General features: G+C 67.1%; 12 protein-coding genes and 1 pseudogene. 4 read left to right on the top strand and 9 right to left on the bottom strand.

What is annotated here, in order from left to right:
• Positions 1-269, bottom strand: a pseudogene (locus HRUBRA_RS05450) (glucosaminidase domain-containing protein); the annotation flags it as partial.
• Positions 256-1,458, bottom strand: a complete 1,203-nt coding sequence (locus HRUBRA_RS05445) for a lytic murein transglycosylase (protein WP_035515229.1) — start codon at positions 1,456-1,458, stop codon at positions 256-258. The pseudogene HRUBRA_RS05450 and the gene HRUBRA_RS05445, both read right to left, overlap by 14 nt.
• Positions 1,459-1,588: 130 nt before the next feature.
• Here HRUBRA_RS05445 and glgB point away from each other — a divergent pair, with 130 nt between their 5' ends.
• On the top strand, positions 1,589-3,520 hold the full coding sequence (glgB, locus tag HRUBRA_RS05440; RefSeq protein ID WP_035515196.1) for a 1,4-alpha-glucan branching protein GlgB: 1,932 nt from the start codon (positions 1,589-1,591) through the stop codon (positions 3,518-3,520).
• A 27-nt stretch (positions 3,521-3,547) separates the two neighbouring features.
• Here glgB and HRUBRA_RS05435 read toward each other — a convergent pair whose 3' ends face one another.
• The 6 genes from HRUBRA_RS05435 to HRUBRA_RS15545 form a co-directional block, all read right to left on the bottom strand.
• Positions 3,548-5,065 (bottom strand): glycogen synthase, encoded by a 1,518-nt coding sequence (locus HRUBRA_RS05435; protein WP_035515195.1) that lies wholly within the window; start codon positions 5,063-5,065, stop codon positions 3,548-3,550.
• A gap of 8 nt (positions 5,066-5,073) precedes the next feature.
• The gene (locus tag HRUBRA_RS05430; RefSeq protein WP_035515228.1) at positions 5,074-6,723 is read right to left on the bottom strand and encodes an alpha-D-glucose phosphate-specific phosphoglucomutase; all 1,650 of its coding nucleotides are present in this window, start codon (positions 6,721-6,723) and stop codon (positions 5,074-5,076) included.
• Positions 6,724-6,755: 32 nt separating this feature from the next.
• Positions 6,756-8,030, bottom strand: coding sequence for a glucose-1-phosphate adenylyltransferase (gene glgC / locus HRUBRA_RS05425; RefSeq protein ID WP_035515193.1), 1,275 nt, complete (start codon positions 8,028-8,030; stop codon positions 6,756-6,758).
• A gap of 22 nt (positions 8,031-8,052) precedes the next feature.
• Positions 8,053-10,500, bottom strand: coding sequence for a glycogen/starch/alpha-glucan phosphorylase (locus tag HRUBRA_RS05420; RefSeq protein WP_052094417.1), 2,448 nt, complete (start codon positions 10,498-10,500; stop codon positions 8,053-8,055).
• On the bottom strand, positions 10,497-11,105 hold the full coding sequence (locus HRUBRA_RS15550; RefSeq protein WP_201771546.1) for a GlgX family protein: 609 nt from the start codon (positions 11,103-11,105) through the stop codon (positions 10,497-10,499). The genes HRUBRA_RS05420 and HRUBRA_RS15550 overlap by 4 nt, the downstream gene beginning before the upstream one ends.
• A gap of 662 nt (positions 11,106-11,767) precedes the next feature.
• Positions 11,768-12,478 (bottom strand): alpha-amylase family glycosyl hydrolase, encoded by a 711-nt coding sequence (locus HRUBRA_RS15545; RefSeq protein WP_201771545.1) that lies wholly within the window; start codon positions 12,476-12,478, stop codon positions 11,768-11,770.
• 171 nt (positions 12,479-12,649) lie between these two features.
• On the opposite strand from HRUBRA_RS15545, the gene malQ reads away from it, so the two are divergent.
• From malQ to HRUBRA_RS05400, 3 genes are read left to right on the top strand one after another with little or no spacing between them, the layout of a single operon-like run.
• Entirely contained in the window at positions 12,650-14,155 is a 1,506-nt protein-coding gene (gene malQ, locus HRUBRA_RS05410; RefSeq protein WP_035515191.1) for a 4-alpha-glucanotransferase, read from the top strand.
• Positions 14,156-14,196: 41 nt separating this feature from the next.
• Complete coding sequence (locus HRUBRA_RS05405) at positions 14,197-14,784, top strand: acyl-CoA thioesterase (RefSeq protein ID WP_236629791.1); 588 nt, start codon at positions 14,197-14,199, stop codon at positions 14,782-14,784.
• 57 nt (positions 14,785-14,841) lie between these two features.
• Positions 14,842-15,918: an NADH:flavin oxidoreductase gene (locus HRUBRA_RS05400; protein WP_035515188.1), complete on the top strand. Its 1,077-nt coding sequence runs from the start codon at positions 14,842-14,844 to the stop codon at positions 15,916-15,918.
• A gap of 112 nt (positions 15,919-16,030) precedes the next feature.
• On the opposite strand, the gene HRUBRA_RS05395 is transcribed toward HRUBRA_RS05400, so the two are convergent.
• The gene (locus HRUBRA_RS05395) at positions 16,031-18,139 is read right to left on the bottom strand and encodes a TonB-dependent receptor family protein (protein WP_035515187.1); all 2,109 of its coding nucleotides are present in this window, start codon (positions 18,137-18,139) and stop codon (positions 16,031-16,033) included.
• Positions 18,140-18,328 lie beyond the last annotated feature (189 nt).

The raw sequence follows: 18,328 nt of genomic DNA, 5'->3' as shown, positions 1-18,328 counted from the left end.
AGGCGGCGCCGCGCCAGCCAGCCCGGCCGCTCGCCGGCAGCGAGGGTCTCGCGGAGCACCGCCAGGCCCTCCCGCTGCGCCCTGATGCGATCGTTCTCCCGGGTGACGATAGGCACAAGGAACCCGTAGAAGGTGCGCTTCAGGGTCGGGACGTCCTTCACGGCGGCGAGATCCGGCAGCTCACCACCGCCCTGGCAGGCCACGAGCAGCAGGCAGGCCGCGGCCAGGAGGGCGCGGCGGAAGTAGCGGCAAGCCTCAGGGCAGCGCACGGCGTTGCAGGGCCTCCAGGGTGTTCGCATCGGGGTAACCGTCCGCGGGCAGACCCTGCTCGAGCTGGAAAGCCCGCAGGGCCGCGCGGGTACGGCTGCCGATGATGCCGTCGGCGGCACCGGCATCGAGGCCGAGGGCATTCAGCGCCCGCTGGGCGCCGACGATGTCCGCCTTGCGCAGGGGTTCCGCAAGCTCAGGCGGCAGGCGCAGCGGCGGCGCACCGGCGAGCCGGTCCGCCAGCAGGCCGACGGCCAGGGCATAGGACTGGGACGCATTCCAGCGCATGACCACGCGGAAATTGTCATAGACAAGGAACGCCGGTCCGCGGTGCCCGGACGGGAGCAGGAGGGCCGCTTCGAGGTCCAGGGCGGGCAGCGGTGCGCCGCCCGCCCGGGTCACGCCGGCGGCAGCCCAGGCGCGCAGGCTCTGTGCCTTGCCGAAGCCCGTCTGCTCGTAAGCAAAGCCCGCGGGAAGCTCGACCAGGCGCCCCCAGCGCAACCCGGGCTCCCAGCCGAGGCTGCGCAGGAAGTTCGCCCCGGAGGCGAGGGCGTCGCGCTCGCTCTGCCACAGGTCGATGCGCCCGTCGCCATCGCCATCGACCGCGTAGCGGAGGTAGGAGGACGGCATGAACTGCGTGTGGCCCACGGCGCCGGCCCAGGAGCCGACCAGCTGCTCCAGCGGCAGGGCCTCCCGTTCAACGAGCTGCAGGGCATTGACGAACTCGCCGGCGAAGAACTCGGAGCGACGCGCGTCGCAGGCCAGGGTCGCGAGCGAGTCCAGGGTCGGGACCTTGCCGAGGTAGCCGCCGTAGTTTGTCTCCAGGCCCCAGAATGCAAGCAGATAGCGCGGCGGCACACCATAGCGAGCGAGGAGCGTGCGGAGGAAGGGGCCGTGGCGCTCGAGCAGCTCCCGGCCCTTGTCGACGCGCGACTCCGTCACCCGGGCCTCAAGGTAGGCCGGGAAGGTCTGCACAAACTCCGGCTGGCTGCGATCGAGCGCGATCACTCGCTCCAGCGGCGAGAGCGCGGGCAGGACGCGGGCGATGAGGTCGCCATTGACCCCGGCGGCGGCGGCGCGCTCGCCGAGGCCCGCCACGCAGTCGCGGAAAGCGGTCACGGTGGCAGCAGCAGACCCCGCGGGCAGCAGCGCTGCGGCAAGGAGAAGCAGGAGCGGTAGGGGGCGGGCCATGGATACCTCGGGGGTGGCTGAGAGTGGCATCATAGCGAAAGGGTCGGCGGCGGCGCCACGGCGCGTTGCCGGCCCCGGTCGCAGTACGCCCGTGCGTCAGCGCTCACCCTGGTTGGAGTTATACGTATTTATGGCAGAGCACAACGACAGCGACCGGGCTCCATCCATCGGCGCCGGCCTCCTCAGCGCCGGCGAGCGCTACCACTTCAACGAGGGCACCCTCCAGCGGCTCTGGCGGGTACTCGGTGCCCAGGTGCGGGCTGGCGGCACCCGCTTTGCCCTGTGGGCGCCGAACGCTTCCGCCGTGGCCGTGGTTGGCGATTTCAACGGCTGGAATCCGGCCGCCAACCCCCTCCACCCTGCCGGCGACAGCGGCCTTTGGGAGACCTTCATCGCCGGCGTCGGCGAGGGCGCGCGCTACAAGTACCGGCTCCTGGACCAGCGCGGTGCCGAGCTGCCGCTAAAGAGCGACCCGGTGGCCTTCGGCTCTGAACATCCGCCACAGACCGCTTCCGTGGTGCGGGATCTCAGCGGCTACCGCTGGCGCGACGCCGACTGGATGGCCGGCCGCGGTGCCCGCAACGAACGCAGCGCCCCGATCAGTATCTACGAGGTACACCTCGGCTCCTGGCGCCGCCGCGCTGCCGAAGACAACCGCATGCTTTCCTACCGGGAGGCAGCGGAGGAACTGGTCGAGTACGTCGCCGGGCTCGGCTTTACCCACCTCGAGTTCCTGCCCCTGTCGGAGCACCCCTTTGACGGCTCCTGGGGCTATCAGCCCGTGGGGCTCTATGCGCCAACGATCCGCCACGGCCCGCCCCACGAGTTCCGCGACCTCGTCGACGCGGCCCACCGCCGCGGCCTCGGCGTACTCCTCGATTGGGTGCCCGCCCATTTCCCGGCTGACAAGCACGGCCTTGCCCGCTTTGACGGCTCCGCCCTCTACGAGCACGAAGACCCCCGGCAGGGGTTTCACCCGGACTGGCACACGCTGATCTACAACTTCGGACGCCGGGAGGTGGCCAATTTCCTGCTTTCCAACGCCCTCTACTGGCTCGAGGAGTACCACATCGACGGGCTGCGCGTGGATGCCGTGGCCTCCATGCTCTATCTCGATTACTCCCGCGGGGAAGGGGAATGGCTGCCAAACCGCCACGGCGGTCGGGAGAACCTTGAGGCCATCGACTTTCTCCAGCGCATGAACCGGCTCGTGTACGGCGAAGCGCCGGGAGTCATGACCGTGGCCGAGGAAAGCACGGCCTTTCCCGGCGTCTCACGCCCGGTGCATGACGGCGGCCTGGGCTTCGGCTTCAAGTGGAACATGGGCTGGATGAACGACACCCTCGCCTACCTCGGCGAAGACCCGATCAACCGCCGCCACCACCACCATAAAATGACCTTCGGCATCCACTACGCCTTCTCTGAGAACTTCGTCCTGCCCCTCTCCCACGACGAGGTGGTACACGGAAAGGGCTCCCTCTACGGCCGCATGCCCGGCGACCATCGAGCGAAGCTCGCCAATCTGCGCGCCTACTACGGCTTTCAATGGGGCCACCCCGGCAAGAAGCTGCTGTTCATGGGCGGCGAATTCGCCCAGCCCGCAGAGTGGGCCCAGGCCGGAGAGCTGGACTGGGCCACCGCAGCACGCCCGGACCACGCCGGCATCAGTCGCCTGGTGCGCGATCTCAACACCCTCTACCGGGAAACGCCGGCCCTGCACCGTCGGGACTGCGAGGCCAACGGTTTCCGCTGGCTGGAGGCGAACGACGCGGAACAGTCGCTGTTCGCCTGGCTGCGCTTCGGCGAACCGGGGGATCCGCCGGTGGCCGTGCTCTGTAACTTCACCCCGGTGGAGCGCCGGGACTGGCGCGTCGGCCTGCCGCTTCCGGGGCGCTGGCGGGAAATACTCAACACCGACGCCGCGCTCTACGGCGGCGGTGATCACGGTAACCTCGGTGCCATCGAGGCCAGCGCGACGCCGCACCAGGGCCAGCCCTGCTCCGCCAGAGTCACCGTGCCGCCGCTCTCGACGCTGTTCTTCCTGCCCGCAGAGGCACCCTGATGGCGACGCCGGCCGCAGGCCGGTGGATCAATGGTACAGCCGCTCGACGTAGGCACGCGCCGCATCGGCCCAGGGAAAGCGGACGGCGCGAGCGGCTTCCCGCAAGGCGTCGCGCTTGCGCGGGTGGTTGCGCAGGAGGCGCAGCGCATCGCGAAACCGGGCCAGCAGCTGCCGCAGACGCTCGGCCTCTGTCTCGCCCGCAAAGGCAAAACCGTTCACCCCGTCCCGCACCGTATCGGCCAGCCCCCCCGTGTGGTGCACAAGGCAAGGCTGCCCCGCGCGCATGGCAAGCAGCTGGGCGATGCCGCAGGGCTCGAAGCTGCTCGGCATGAGGAAGAGTTCACCGGCGCGATAGAGTTGCTCGGAGAGCGCCTCGGAATAACCGCAGAGGAACAGGAGCCGATCGCTACGCGCCTGAGCCTCATTGAAGAAGCGCTCGAGCCCCGCATCACCGCTGCCGAGGACCACCAGCAGCTCATCGTCCCGCAGCTGCTCCAGCAGGTGGTCGAGCACCGGGCGTCCGTCCTCCAGCCCGGCGGCGAGCATGCCGACCTTCTGCGCCGTCAGCCGGCCCACGATCGTGAGCAGCCGCGCCGGCGCCGCAGGGGCGGCACGGCGTTCATCAATACGGCGCAGGGCGAGTACATGCGCCGCCCGGGTAACAGCATCGGCTGCGAGCCAGCGCTCCACCTCGCGCCCCGCAAGGGCGAAAAACGCGGCGTGGGGCAAAAGCGCCGGCGGCTGCCCGGGATAGTCGCAGCCGTTGAGGATGCCGTGCAGCCGCCCCGCATCGCGCGCTACAGCGAGGTCCCGCTGCAGCCCCTCACCGAGCCCGCTGGCGGGGTCGCAGATCTCTCGGGCGTAGGTCGGCGACACCGTGTGCAGCGCTTCGCAGAGCCCAATGGCGGCGCGCAGCGGGTTGTAGCAGTCAGGATACCGGGGGTCGATCGCCGCAGGCAGCGGCACCAGGCCGGGAAACCAGGCGCCGAGGCTGGAAGAATCTGCACGCAGGGGTCGGATGCCCTGCATGGCGAGGTTGTGGATCGTGCACACCCGGCGCAGCCCCGCCAGCCGCGGCTGGGCCTGCGACAGCAGCGCGAAGGTACCCATGTGCCAGTCGTGCAGATGCACCACGTCCGGCATGGGCAGCTCCCCCTCGAGCAGTCCGCGCACGGCGCCGGCACAGAAGAGGGCGAATTTACTCGCATCCGTAGCAAAGGGGCGCTCCGGCGGATCGTTGCAGTAGACCGGTCCGGCAAAGGCCGGATGTTCCAGGAGCAACTGACGGACGGCCCCGCCGGGACCGCGTGCGGGCAGCTCGAAGAGACCAAGGCGCTCACTGCGGCCACCGAAGGGTACGGCCATCATGCCGACCTCGCGAGCTCCGGGGAGCCGCGACAGCCGGCCATAGCCGGGGGTCAGCACCGTCACCCGGTGACCCAGGGCGGCCAGCGCCGGCGGGATATCGCGCAGCACGTCACCCATACCGCCGACCTTGCCGCCGGGGAGGGCACCGTCTTCGGCGGCAAGCATGAGGATGTGCACGGGTGCGCTCAGGTGATGACGTCGGGGGCCGTACGGCCGGTATGCGCCTCGATGCCTGCGATCGCTGCGGCGGCGCCAAGCACCGGGGCCAGCGTGCGCTGCGTGTCCAGCTCGAGCAGCGTCGGGTCGCGTTCGTAGCGCTCACAGTAAAGACGCAGGGTCGCGCCCGCCGTGCCGGTACCGGAGAGGCGGAACACGGCGCGCGCGCCGCTCTTGAAGTACAGGCGGATGCCCTGCCCCTGGCTGACGCTGCCGTCCACCGGGTCCTCGTAGGCAAAGTCATCCGCGCATTCCACGGTCTCCTCGCCGTAGGCCTGGCCGGGCAGACCGGCGAGACGCTCGCGCAGGCTGGCCATGAGCGCCTCGGCATCTACGCTGTCTACCCCCTCGTAGTCGTGGCGGGTAAAGTAATCCCGACCGAACTGACGCCAGTGCTCGCGGAGGATAGCCCGCGCCGGCTGCCGTCGCACCGCAATGATATTGAGCCAGAACAGCACGGCCCAGAGCCCATCCTTCTCGCGCACGTGACTGCTCCCGGTGCCGAAGCTCTCCTCGCCGCAGAGTGTAATGCGGCCGTCGTCGAGGAGATTGCCGAAGAACTTCCAGCCCGTGGGTGTCTCGTAGCAGGGCAGCTTGCGGGCCTCGGCGACCCGGTCCACGGCGCGGCTCGTAGGCATGGAACGGGCCACGCCGGCGAGGTCACCGTAACCGCGCACCAGGTGAGCATTTGCAGCGAGCACCGCCAGGGAATCGCAGGGATTAATATAGCCGCCGCGGCCGAGCACCATGCTGCGGTCGCCGTCGCCATCGGACGCCGCGCCGAAGGCCGGGGGATCGTTCCCGTTCATGAGGTCCACCAGGTCGCGGGCATGGGCGAGGTTCGGGTCCGGGTGGCCGCCGCCGAAGTCCTCCAGCGGCTCCCCGTTCATTACGGTACCCTGGGCGGCGCCGAGACGCCGCTCGAGGATCTCCCGGGCATAGGGACCGGTAACGGCGTGCATGGCGTCGAAGCGCATGCGAAAACGCCCACCTCCGAGCATCTCGCGCAGGGCATCAAAATCAAAGAGCGTTTCGAGCAGGTCGGCATAATCGGCCACCGGGTCGACCACGTCTACCTGCATACCGCAAAGGTCATGGCAACCATCGCGGTCGAGTTCAAGGGCGGCGCTGTCGCAGGTCAGGTAATGATCGAGAACGCCGCTCTCGCGGTGAATGGCCGCCGTTACACGCTCCGATGCAGGCCCGCCGTTGGCGCCGTTGAACTTCACTCCGAAATCGCCGTCGGCACCGCCGGGGTTGTGGCTGGCAGAGAGAATAATGCCGCCGTCTGCCTCCAGCTTGCGGATCAGGCAGGAGGCGGCGGGCGTGGACAGGATCCCGCCCCGGCCCACGACGACCCGCTGAAAGCCATTGGCCGCCGCCAGCCGGAGAATGCGCTGGATCGCATCGCGGTTGCCGTAGCGACCGTCACCGCCCAGGACCAGGGTGCCCCGGACCTCGGCCCCCAGGGTATTGAAAATCGCCTGGATGAAGTTCTCCAGGTAGTGCGGCTGGCTGAACTCCCGCACGCTCTTACGCAGGCCCGAGGTTCCGGGCTTCTGACCGTTAAAGGGATGAGTCTCCACGCGGCGCACGGCCCCACCCGGCTCCCGGTTCATTGCATCCATCCTGGGCTGTTTCCTGTTACCTGTTAGAGAGACCCCTCGGCCTGGCCGAGCATGCCGCGGGTCACGAGCGTTACACCGCCGGCGGAAACCCGGAAACCGTTGCTGCGGTCTTCCTCCGGGTTGAGTCCGATTTGCATACCCTCCGGTATCTGGCAGTTCCGGTCAACGATGACCCGACCGAGCGTCGTCCCCGAGCCGACTTCAACGTCGGGAAGGAGCACAGCGCCATCCACCAGCGAATGCGGGTGCACATAGACCCCGGAAAAAAGCACGGAGCCGTGAACCTCGCTGCCAGAGATGATACACCCTCCCGCGACCATGGACTGCAGCGCCAGGCCCCGGCGACCGGGGTCGTCGAAGACGAACTTCGCCGGTGGCATCTGCTCCTGGTAGGTCCAGAGGGGCCAGTCGCTGTCGTAGAGATTGAGCTGGGGCGTGGTCGTTACCAGCTCCATGTTTGCCTGCCAGTAGGAATCGAGGGTCCCCACATCGCGCCAGTACGCCTTGTCGCCGCTAACCGGGTCGCGGAAGGGGTGGGCGTGCACGTGGCAGGACTCGATCATGGCGGGGATGACGTCGTGGCCGAAGTCGTGGGTCGAACCTATCGTCGCCGCATCCTCGATAAGTCGCTCATACAAAAAGTCGGTGGTGAAGACGTAATTGCCCATGGACGCCAGGCAATAGCCCGGGCGTCCGGGGATTTCCGCCGGCTGCGCGGGTTTTTCCTGGAAGCCGACGACACGGCCCGTGTTATCGATCTCCATAACGCCGAAGGTACCGGCCGCTTCCGCGACTGGCACCTCCAGGCAGCAGACCGTCATGTCGGCTCCTGACTCCACGTGCTCCACCAGCAGCGGGCCATAGTCCATCTTGTAAACATGGTCCCCGGCGAGGATAAGGACGAATTCCGGCCGCTCGGCGCGGATGATATCGAGGTTCTGGTATACCGCATCGGCCGTGCCCTGATACCAGTCATCAGAGTAACGCTGGGAGGCCGGCAGTACCTCGATGTACTCGCCCAGCTCGCGGCGGAAGTGGCTCCAGCCGCGCATGAGGTGCCGGATCAGCGAGTGCGCCTTGTACTGCGTCAGCACGCCTATCTTGCGCACCCCGGAGTTCACGCAGTTCGACAGGGGGAAGTCGATGATCCGGTACTTGCCGCCAAAGTAGACCGCCGGCTTCGCCCGCCAGCTGGTGAGCTCGTAGAGTCGGGAACCGCGGCCGCCGGCGAGCACCGGGCCCAGCGTGTTGCGGGTCAGCCGGCTGACATAACGGGGGTTGTCGTCGCTGATTACCATAGGGCGGTCCTCTCGTTGCCCGCTAGCGCGTGGCGCCTTTGCGGAACCAGATGTCCCGCCCGTATTCCCGGATCGTCCTGTCCGAGGAGAAGCGGCCGCTGGCCGCCGTATTCAGGATGCAGCGGCGCAGCCAGTCCTCCCGGTCGTGCCAGGCGGCATCCACCCGATGCTGCGCGTCGACGTAGGAACGGAAATCGGCCAGCGTCATCCACGGGTCAGCGGGGCTTGTCATGGCGGCGAGCACAGCGTCGAAGATTCCGGGCTCGAGCAGGCTGAAGTGGCCGCTCTCAAGGAGCTGCAGCACCCGCTGCAGATCGTCGTCCGCCGCCACCACGTCCCGGGGCCGGTAGTTCGGGCGCCGGGCCTCAACCTCCTCGGCAGTGAGACCGAAGAGAAAGAAATTATCCTCACCCACGGCCTCAAGAATCTCGATGTTGGCCCCGTCCAGGGTGCCGATGGTCACGGCCCCGTTCATCATGAACTTCATGTTGCCGGTGCCGGAAGCCTCTTTGCCGGCGGTGGAAAGCTGCTCGGAGAGATCGGCGCCGGGGCAGACCACCTCCATGCTGGTGACTTTGTAGTCCGGCAGAAAGGCGACCCGCAGCCAGGGCGCCAGCCGCGGGTCGTCGTTGACCACCGCGGCTACGTTGTTCACCAGTTTGATGATCGCCTTGGCCATGGCGTAACCCGGCGCCGCCTTGCCGCCAAGGAGCACGCAGCGCGGCGCGAGGCCCGCGGTGTCGCCGCGCAGCACCCGGTCGTAGCGGTGGATGATGTGGAGCACGTTCAGCAGCTGTCGCTTGTACTCGTGGATGCGCTTGACCTGCACGTCGAACAGCATCGCCGGATCGAAGGCAACACCGCAGCTGTCGGCCACCAGCCCGGCCAGGCGCCGCTTGTTGTCGAACTTCACCGTGGCGAAACGCTCACGGAAGGCCGGATCCTCCGCGCGCGGCGTCAGCTCCCGGAGCCGCTCGAGATCGCAGACCCAGCCATCGCCCAGGGTCTCGTCGATGAGAGCCGCAAGGCCCGGATTGCAATAGGCGAGCCAGCGGCGGGGGGTAACACCGTTGGTTTTGTTGTTGAACTTCGCAGGCCAGAGCTCATGAAAGTCGCGGAACAGGCCGCGGGTGAGCAGCCGCGTATGCAGAGCGGCGACACCGTTAACAGAAAAGCTGCCGACGATGCCGAGGTAGGCCATGCGCAGCTGCGGGTCTCCCGCCTCGTCGATGAGCGACATGCGCCGCTCCCGGTCGACGTCACCGGGCCACTGCCGTGAAACTTCCGTGAGAAAGCAGGCATTGATCTCTTGAATGATCTCCAGCAGCCGCGGCAGAAGGCTGCCGAACAGGGCTACGGACCAGGTCTCGAGGGCCTCTGGCAGGAGTGTGTGGTTGGTGTAGGCGAAGCTCTCGCGGGTAATGGCCCAGGCAGCATCCCAGCCGAGCCCGTGCTCGTCCATGAGCAGGCGCATAAGCTCCGGGATCGACACCGTCGGGTGTGTATCGTTCAGCTGAAGGCAGTAGCCATCGGCAAAGCCCGTGAAGTCCTCGCCGTGGGCGGCCAGCCAGTCGGCGAGGATGTCCTGCAGGCTCGCCGAGGCGAGGAAATACTGCTGCCGCAGCCTGAGCTCCTTGCCCGCCTCGCTCTGGTCGTTCGGGTAAAGGACCATGGTGATTTTCTCGGCCTGGGTCTTGGCATCCACGGCATCCGTGTAGCTGCCGGCGTTGAACTCGCCGAGATCAAACTCCTCCGTGGCCGCGGCGCGCCAGAGGCGCAGGGTATTCACCGTCCCATTGCGATAGCCGGGCACCGGCATGTCGAAGGGGATGGCGAGCACGCTCTGCGCATCGACCCAGCGGTGACGCCAGCGCCCATGGTCGTCCCGATAACCCTCGGCACGGCCGCCGAAATGCACCCGGCGGATGCGCTCTGGCACCTCGAATTCCCAGGGGTTGCCGTCGCGGAGCCAGCGATCAGGGTTCTCGACCTGGTAACCGTCCCGCAGCTGTTGCTGGAACATTCCGTACTCGTAGCGGATGCCATAGCCGGTGACCGGCAACGCCAGGGTGGCACAGCTGTCGAGAAAGCAGGCCGCTAGGCGCCCCAGGCCGCCATTGCCGAGACCCGCATCGCGCTCCTCCGCCTCTACGGTCTCAAGATCGCAGGCGAAGGCGGCCACCGCCTCGCGGGCCTCGGCTTCAAGATCCAGAGACAGCAAGGCATTGTGGAGGCTGCGGCCGATAAGAAACTCAAGGGACAGGTAAGCAACGCGGCGGCGGCTGTCGTCTGCCTGCCCCCGGGTGCGGCGCCAGCGGCCCACCAGTCGGTCCCGGAGCGCGAGAGCCAAAGCCTCATACAGGTAATGGTGATCACCCCCCGCCCGGTCCTTGCCCAGGGTAAGGTGGTAGTGGCGGGCTACTGCGTCCGCCAGCGCCTGCCCCTCACCGGGCACATTTACAGCGCTCACTGTCTACCCTCCTCTCCGGCGGGCGTCCAGGGCCCGCCCCTCAGCAGTTGCAGGGACCGCCCCTGCACCTCGGTGCTGGCCCCGGCCACAGGCTCTCCCCGGAAAACCCAGGGTGCCTCCGCGGTATCCACGCGGCGCTGCCATGGGCCCGCCTTGGGCAGCGTGAAAGACACCGGTTCCTCGCCCCCGTTCATCACCAGCAACAGCGAGTATGGCGCAGGACCATGACCCCCGTCCTGCCCCAGCAGACAGCCGACGCAACAGCGGCGGGGATCATGCCAGGCCTTCCCGCCCAGCTCACCGCCCTCCGGCGCAAGCCAGGCCAGGCGCTGGCCGTCATTGTCGGCATCGCGGTGGCGGTAGCGGTCCGCCCGCAGCAACGGTTCCCCGGCACGCAGGGCCAACAGGGCACCGGTGAAAGCCTGCAGGGCAGTGTCTGCCTCGTCCCAGCACACCCAGCCTAGTTCGTTGTCCTGGCAGTAGGCGTTATTGTTACCGCGCTGGCTCCGACCCTGCTCGTCGCCGCCCTGGAGCATGGGCACACCCTGCGAGAGCAGCAGCGTGGCCAGAAAATTCCGTGCCTGCCGGGCGCGCAGCGCCTCCACAGCGGGGTCGTTGGAGGGCCCCTCATGGCCGTTGTTGTCACTGAAATTTCACCGTGCCCGTCGCGATTGCCCTCTCCGTTGTCCCCGTTGTGCCGCTGCGCGTAGCTGAGCAGATCGCGCAGCGTAAAGCCGTCGTGGCTGGTAACCAGGTTGATGCTCGCCCAGGGCGCGCGGCCGGCTCCCTCGAAGAGGTCGCCGGAGCCGTGCACCCGGCGGGCCAGCTCCGGGAGTTCCCCGTCGTCGCCGCGCCAGAAGCGGCGCACACTGTCCCGGTAACGATCGTTCCACTCGCCCCAGCGCGGTGGAAAGGCCCCCAACCAGTAGCCGCCAGGGCCGCTATCCCAGGGCTCCGCAATGAGCTTGCGTTGCGAGAGCAGCGGGTCATCGCTTAACTGCCGCAGGAGTGCCGCATGCGGGTCTACGCCGTGCGGACCGCGCGCCAGCACCGGCGCGAGGTCAAAGCGAAAACCATCGACCCCCAGATCACCGGCCCAGTAGCGCAGACTATCGAGGACCAGGCGGCGCACGGCCGGGTGATCGCAGGCCAGGGTGTTGCCGCACCCCGTGTCATTGACGTAGCGCGCCGGATCACCATGCTCCAGATGATAGTAGCTCGCGTTGTCGATACCGCGAAAAGAAAGCGTCGGCCCGGTCTCGTCGCCCTAAGCGCTGTGGTTGTAGACAACGTCGAGGATGACCTCGAGCCCGGCATCGTGGAACCGTTCGATCATTGCCCGGAACGCGTCCGGACCTCCTCCCGCGAGATAGGGCGGATGGGCTGCGAAAAAACCCACCGGGTTGTAGCCCCAGTAATTGACAAGACCGCGCGCCGCCAGAAACGCCTCATCGGCAAAGGCGAAAACCGGCAGCAGCTCCACGGCAGTGATGCCCAGGGCCTTGAGGTAGGCCACGATCGCCGGCGCACCGAGACCGGCCACCGTGCCCCGCTCCCTGTCAGTGAGCGCCGGGTGACGCTGCGTGAAGCCTTTCAGGTGCAGTTCGTAGAGGCGGGTAGCGGCCCAGGGGGTTTCCGGCCCGCGCGATGGCGCCGGAAGCTTCCCGGTCACTAGGGCCCGCGGCACGTGGGCCGCGCTGTCCGCCGGGTCCGGCTCGCCGCCTTCGCCCTGCGTCCGCTGGCTCGGGTGCCAGGGGCAGGAGCGGTCCAGCGCCCGGGCGTAGGGATCGAGAAGGAGTTTCGCCGCGTTGAACCGGTGGCCCCGATCCGGGTCCCAGGGGCCGTGGACCCGGTAGCCGTAGCGCTGTCCGGGGCTGATGCCCGGGGCAAAGCCGTGCCAATGATCTCCGTCACGGCCGGGCAGGGGCAGCCGCGCCAGCTCGCGCTCACCACGGTCGTCGTACAGGCACAGCTCCACCGCCTCGGCGTGGGCCGAGTACAGGACGAAATGAGTACCCTCAGCGCTGCCGTGCGCACCGGGCCGGGACGGGTCGCCGGGCAGGAGTTCCAGGGTGATCTCCTCTGTTCACAGCCATCCGCTGGCATCATAGTGTAAGGCCCCCGGAAAGCCCCTGGCCATGACAAAACGATGACGGCACCACTCACCGGGCGCGCCAGCGGCGTGCTCCTGCACATTACCTCCCTGCCCTCGCCCTGGGGCGTGGGCGACCTGGGCGCCCGCGCGCGGGAACTGGCCGGGCGCCTCGGCGCGGCGCGGCAGCGCTACTGGCAGGTGCTGCCGCTCAACCCCACCAGCGCCGCGGCGGGGGAGTCGCCCTACTTCAGCCCGTCATCCCGGGCAGGGAACCCGCTGCTCATCAGCCTGGAAGACCTGGCGAAGGACGGGCTGCTCACCACCGCGGAGCTCGCAGCCCCGGCGGCGCCGGACACCGGGCACGCGGACTTCGCGCGGGCGCGGACCCTGAAGCTTCCTTTACTCGCCCGGGCCGCCGATCGCCTCACCGCTACCGGGGACGACGACGGCTATCGCGCCTTCTGCAGGCGGGAGGCGGACTGGCTTGAGGACCACGCGCTGTTCACGGCCCTGAAAACGCAGGATCCACGGGCCTGGTCGGAGTGGCCGGCACCGCTTGGCTTCCGCCACGGCGCGGCGCCGGCCGAGGCCCACGCCGCACTGGGCAGCGCCATTGCCAGGGAAAAACGCGTGCAGTATCTGTTTCACCGTCAGTGGCAGCGGCTCCACGACTGTTGCCGCACCGCCGGGGTGTGGCTGTTCGGCGACATGCCTATCTACGTCAACCTCGACAGTGTCGACGTCTGGGCGCGACCGGACGTGTTCCAGCTCGACGCCGCGCTGAAACCCGTGGCCGAGTCCGGCGTTCCCCCGGACTACTTCAGCGCCACCGGGCAGCTCTGGCGCAACCCGGTCTACGACTGGGATCGGCTGGCTGCCGAGGACTTCCGCTGGTGGGTGCTGCGCCTGGGGACGCTCCTCGGCCGCGTCGATGTCCTGCGCATAGACCACTTCCGTGGGCTCGCCCAGTACTGGCGCGTGCCCGCCGGTGCGGAAACAGCAGCCGCCGGGGAGTGGCGGGATGTGCCCTCCTACCAGCTCCTCGACCGGCTACGATCCGCCTTCGACCCGCTCCCGGTCGTCGCCGAGGACCTGGGCACGATCACACCGGACGTGCACATCCTCCGGGATCACTACCGCCTGCCGGGCATGGTGGTGCTGCAGTTCGCCTTCAATGAGGACAATGACGCCCACCCCTACCTGCCGCAGAATCACCCGGAGAACTGCGTGGCCTATCTCGGGACGCATGACAACAACACCGCCCGCGGCTGGCTTGAGAGCGAACTTGACGAGCCGGCACGCGAGCGCCTGGCGCGCTTCGTGGCACTGGACGAGGACGCCGCGGTGACCGTCGCGCGACTTCTCAACCTGCTCATGGCTTCCCCGGCGCGTACGGTCATTGTCTCTGCACAGGACCTCCTCGCTCTTCCCGCCAGCGCACGCATGAACACGCCGGGGCAGCCCACGGGCAACTGGGACTGGCAGCTCACCGGGGAGCAGTTCGAGGCCCTCTCGCTGGAAAGGCTGGGCGAGCTAGCGGCAGCGCACGGCAGGGGGTGACGGTGCAATAAGTCCGAGGCTGGGCTAAGGTCAGGGCACTCATGGTGGAGCCCGGGGAGGGGCTGGCGATGGAAGGACACCCGGTAAGCTATTCGAAAACAACGATCACCGAACTGATGATTCCGTCCTACGCCAACTTTGGCGGCAAAATTCACGGCGGCACCCTGCTCTCGCTCATGGACAAGGTCGCCTATGCCTGCGCCAGCAAGCACGCCGGTGCCTACTGCGTCACCGTGGCGGTCGGCGCAGTGAACTTCCTCCAACCGGTCGAAGTCGGCGAGCTCGTCTCCATGCTGGCTTCGGTGAACTACGTCGGCCGCACCTCCCTGGTCGTGGGCATCAAGGTCATCGCTGAGAACGTGCAGACGGGCGTGGTCAAGCACACCAACACATCCTACTTCACCCTCGTGGCGAAAGCGGACGACGGCGAGCTGGTGCCGGTGCCGCCGTTGATTCTCGAGACGGCCGAAGACGTTCGCCGCTTCCACTCTGCCGCCCTGCGCCAGCGGCTGCGCAAAGAGCTGTTTGCGAAGATGGATGCCCACCGGGCGAACTTCGTGCTGAATGACAAGGTGCGCGCTGACCTCGCCGGCGAGCGCTGCGTCATCCTCGTGGACGGCGCCGCATGACGCGGTTTACCGGCAAGACGGTATACTCGCCGCCTTTACGGTAACTGGAGAGCACCGATGAGCGATCTCTTCGAGCCCCTCGCCTTTGCCAGCGGCGCACGCATGAAAAACCGCTTCATGCTCGCCCCGCTGACCAACCTGCAAAGCTACGCCGACGGCACGCTGTCCGACGACGAGTACCGCTGGCTCACGCTGCGGGCCCACGGCGGCTTCGGCGCGACCATGACCTGTGCCTCTCACGTGCAGGCCGCGGGGCTCGGCTTCCCGGGCCAGCTTGGCTGCTTTTCCGACGACCACCTCCCCGGTCTCACCCGTCTCGCTAACGGCATCCACGAAGGCTACAGCCTCGCGATCCTGCAGCTGCACCACGCGGGCATGCGGTCACCCGCAGACGCGATCGGTGAGGCGCCGCTCTGCCCGTCGGACAATACCGAATTCGGCGCCCGCGCCCTCAGTGAGGACGAGGTGACGCAAGTCGCCGACGCTTTCCTTGACGCTGCGAAACGCGCCGAGCAGGCCGGCTTTGACGGTGTAGAGCTGCACGGCGCCCACGGCTACCTGCTCGGGCAGTTCCTCAGCCCGGGCATCAACCAGCGCAGCGACCGCTACGGCGGCTCCCTGGAGAACCGGGCCCGGCTGCTCCTGGAGATCATCGAGGGGATACGCGCACGCTGCCGCCCCGACTTCCTCCTCGGCCTGCGCCTGTCGCCGGAGCGCTTCGATATCGTCCTCGGCGAAATGCTCGAGCTCGCGCAGCAGCTCTGTCGCGAAGGACAGCTCGACTTCCTCGACATGTCGCTCTGGGATGGCTTCAAGGAACCGGCAGAAGCCGGTTACGAGGGCCAGAGCCTGCTCTCACTCTTTGCCGGTATCGACCGCGGCACGGTACGCCTCGGCAGCGCCGGCAATATCCGCAGCGGCGCTGCCGCAGCGCGCTGTCTCGCCGAAGGCGCCGACTTCGTGCTTACCGGTCGCGCCGCGATCCTGCACCACGATCTGCCCCGACGCATCGCTGCGGACCCGGCTTTCGAGCCGGTGGCCAACCCGGTCTCCCGGGCGTACCTTGCGCAGGAGGGGCTCGGCGAGCCGTTCATCGACTACATGGCGACCTGGAAAGGCTTTGTCGCCGACTGAAGGCACACCGGACAGCGCCCGGCTGAAGACGAGCTGTGCAGCGTCGGCGGCAGGCGGCCAACCTTGATGCAGGCTTGCCCCGGGCCGCAGGCCCCCTCGTCGCGGGCGGCGACTAGTTCACGGCAAAACGCACACCCGCGTACACGGTACGCTCCAGCGCCGGTTCGATACCGTCGTTGCGCACGCGACTGTAGTAGTCCTCGTCCAGGAGGTTATTGACGCCGCCATAGACCGTCCAGCGCGCCACGGGGCGGTATTCCAGGCTGAAGTCCACGACTTCGTAGGAGGGAATCCTCGCCTCAATAAGCTTCGCACCGACGCCGCGCGGCAGGTTCGAGTCCTGCCAGTACTGATCGCCCACCAGCGTTGCGGTCAGCGCGGCGTTCCACTTTGTATCGTCATAGATAAACCCGGCACGGATCACATGGTCCGGTGCAAAAGCCGGGTCGTTGCCCTCCAGGCTGGCGGTGACGCTGTTCGTAAGCTCGGCATCCAGCAGGGAACCATTGGCGAAGAGGGTCAGGGAGCGGGGGCCGTCAGAGAGCACGGCGTACTCGACACTGAATTCCAGTCCCTGGTGCCGGGAGTCGCCGCTGTTGACGCGCTCGACATCGGCGATGTTCACCTGAATCTGCTCGATCTTGTCCTCGAAGTCGACGCGGAACAGGCTGATGTCGAATACCAGCCTTTCCGTGGGCTGGCTGCGGTAACCGATTTCGTAGTTCACCCCGCGCGATACGCCCGGACCGTTCGAACCCGCGAGCTCTGAGGCCGGATTGATCAGGTCATCGAACCGCTGAGGGCGATACGACTCGGACACGTTGGCGTAAAGCTCCGAGGTGTCGCCGGTCTGGTACATGAGGCCCAGGCCCAGGAGCGTTTCATTGGAGGTGCGATCAAGGTCGATAGGGCCGCGGTTGAGGCTGGCACTGGTTACCACGTCTTCCAGGTCGTAGTTGATGCGCTCGTAACGCGCGCTAGGCACCACGCTGAGGCGGCCGAAGCTGAACAGGTTCTCCAGGAACAGGGCCGTGTAGTTGACGCCGCGATCGATCTCGAAGGCGAGGTCCGCGGGATTCTGGCGACTGGAACGGATGTCGTCGCTCACATGGCGCGTCCGCGGGCTGTCGCTCAGGTAACCGGTGGTGCCGACGGTAAGCACGTTGTTGCCACCCCAGGCGAAAGCTGTGCGCAGATCGAAGCCGTAGTTGTTGAACTGCTGCTCGTCGATGGCCGTTGTCGCCGGTTCATTGGCGGGGTCGGTGAACTGCGCTGAGCGCCGGCTCAGGCGGTCCATGCCCAGGTACCAGAGACGGGCGTCGAGCGTCGCCGACTCGTTGATCTGCTGCTCGTAGGTGAACGTGGCAATGATCTGGTCGATTTCCACCGCATTGAAAGGCGTTTTCACAAGGTCGCGATCGTCGGCAAATTCCTGCGACGTGAGGCGGCCCGCCTCGCCGGAATCGGACTGGTAGAGGTCGACATCAAAGCCCAGACGAATCCCGTCGAACCCCTCATAGGACACCCCGAAGTAGCCGGCGTTGACCTCGTAGTCTTCGTTCCTTCTCGGGCCGTCGGCGCTGCGATGGTCGAAGGAAGCCATGAACCCCACATCGTTGTGGGACCAACGCGCCTCGTTGTAGGTGCTGTAGAGACCGTCGCTGCCCGTGGCCTGATCGGTCCGGAATGACGGCCCCGCGGACGCGTCGGCCCGCCGCGTGACGAAGTTGAGCACCGGGCCGATCTGCGGGCCGTAAAGCAGGCCACCACCGCCCCGCACGAACTCGATCCGCTCCACCCGCTGGGCCGCCGGCATGTAGTACATGGTGGGGTAGCCAAAAGGGTCGGCGGCCAGCGGGACGTTGTTCTGGAAGAACGCAATGAACTCGGATTCATGCGGGTTGCCGAGGCCCCGGTAATTCACGTTGTAGATGCTGGGAATTTTCTGATCAGACACGAACAGGCCGGGCACCCGGGAGAACATCTGCCGCAGGTTCGGCTCAACAAACGCGGGTTGCTCGGTCAGATCGACCAGCGTCGTCTTCTTGCCGGCGAAGATCTTCCCGTCCTGCAGCGCTGGCAGCGCACCGGGTACGCTGTTTTCGCGGTTCCCGAAAACCTCAACCGTTTCAAGAACTTTTTGATCCGACGCGGCGCTTGCAACGGTGGAAACAGAGACAACAGCGGCGGCGACGGCGGCCGCAAGAGGATGGGTACGCATGACGATAGCTCAGCTCTCGGCTTGGGGTTGTTAATACTAATGCGAATTATTATTACTTATAGTTATCTGAAAAGCAACGCCCCGCCGGCTGCAGGCAACTTTACAGCGCCGGCAGTACTCACTGGACAGCGAGGCTTCTTTTTGTCTGCTACGTTTGCTTTAACAGAGGAGGCAGAGCAGGGAAGATCC

It is taken from the genome of Pseudohaliea rubra DSM 19751, from assembly GCF_000764025.1.
Taxonomy (GTDB): Bacteria; Pseudomonadota; Gammaproteobacteria; order Pseudomonadales; family Halieaceae; genus Pseudohaliea; species Pseudohaliea rubra.
The sequence above is the reverse complement of the archived record's forward strand: the minus strand, read 5'-3'. Positions and strand labels throughout refer to the sequence as shown.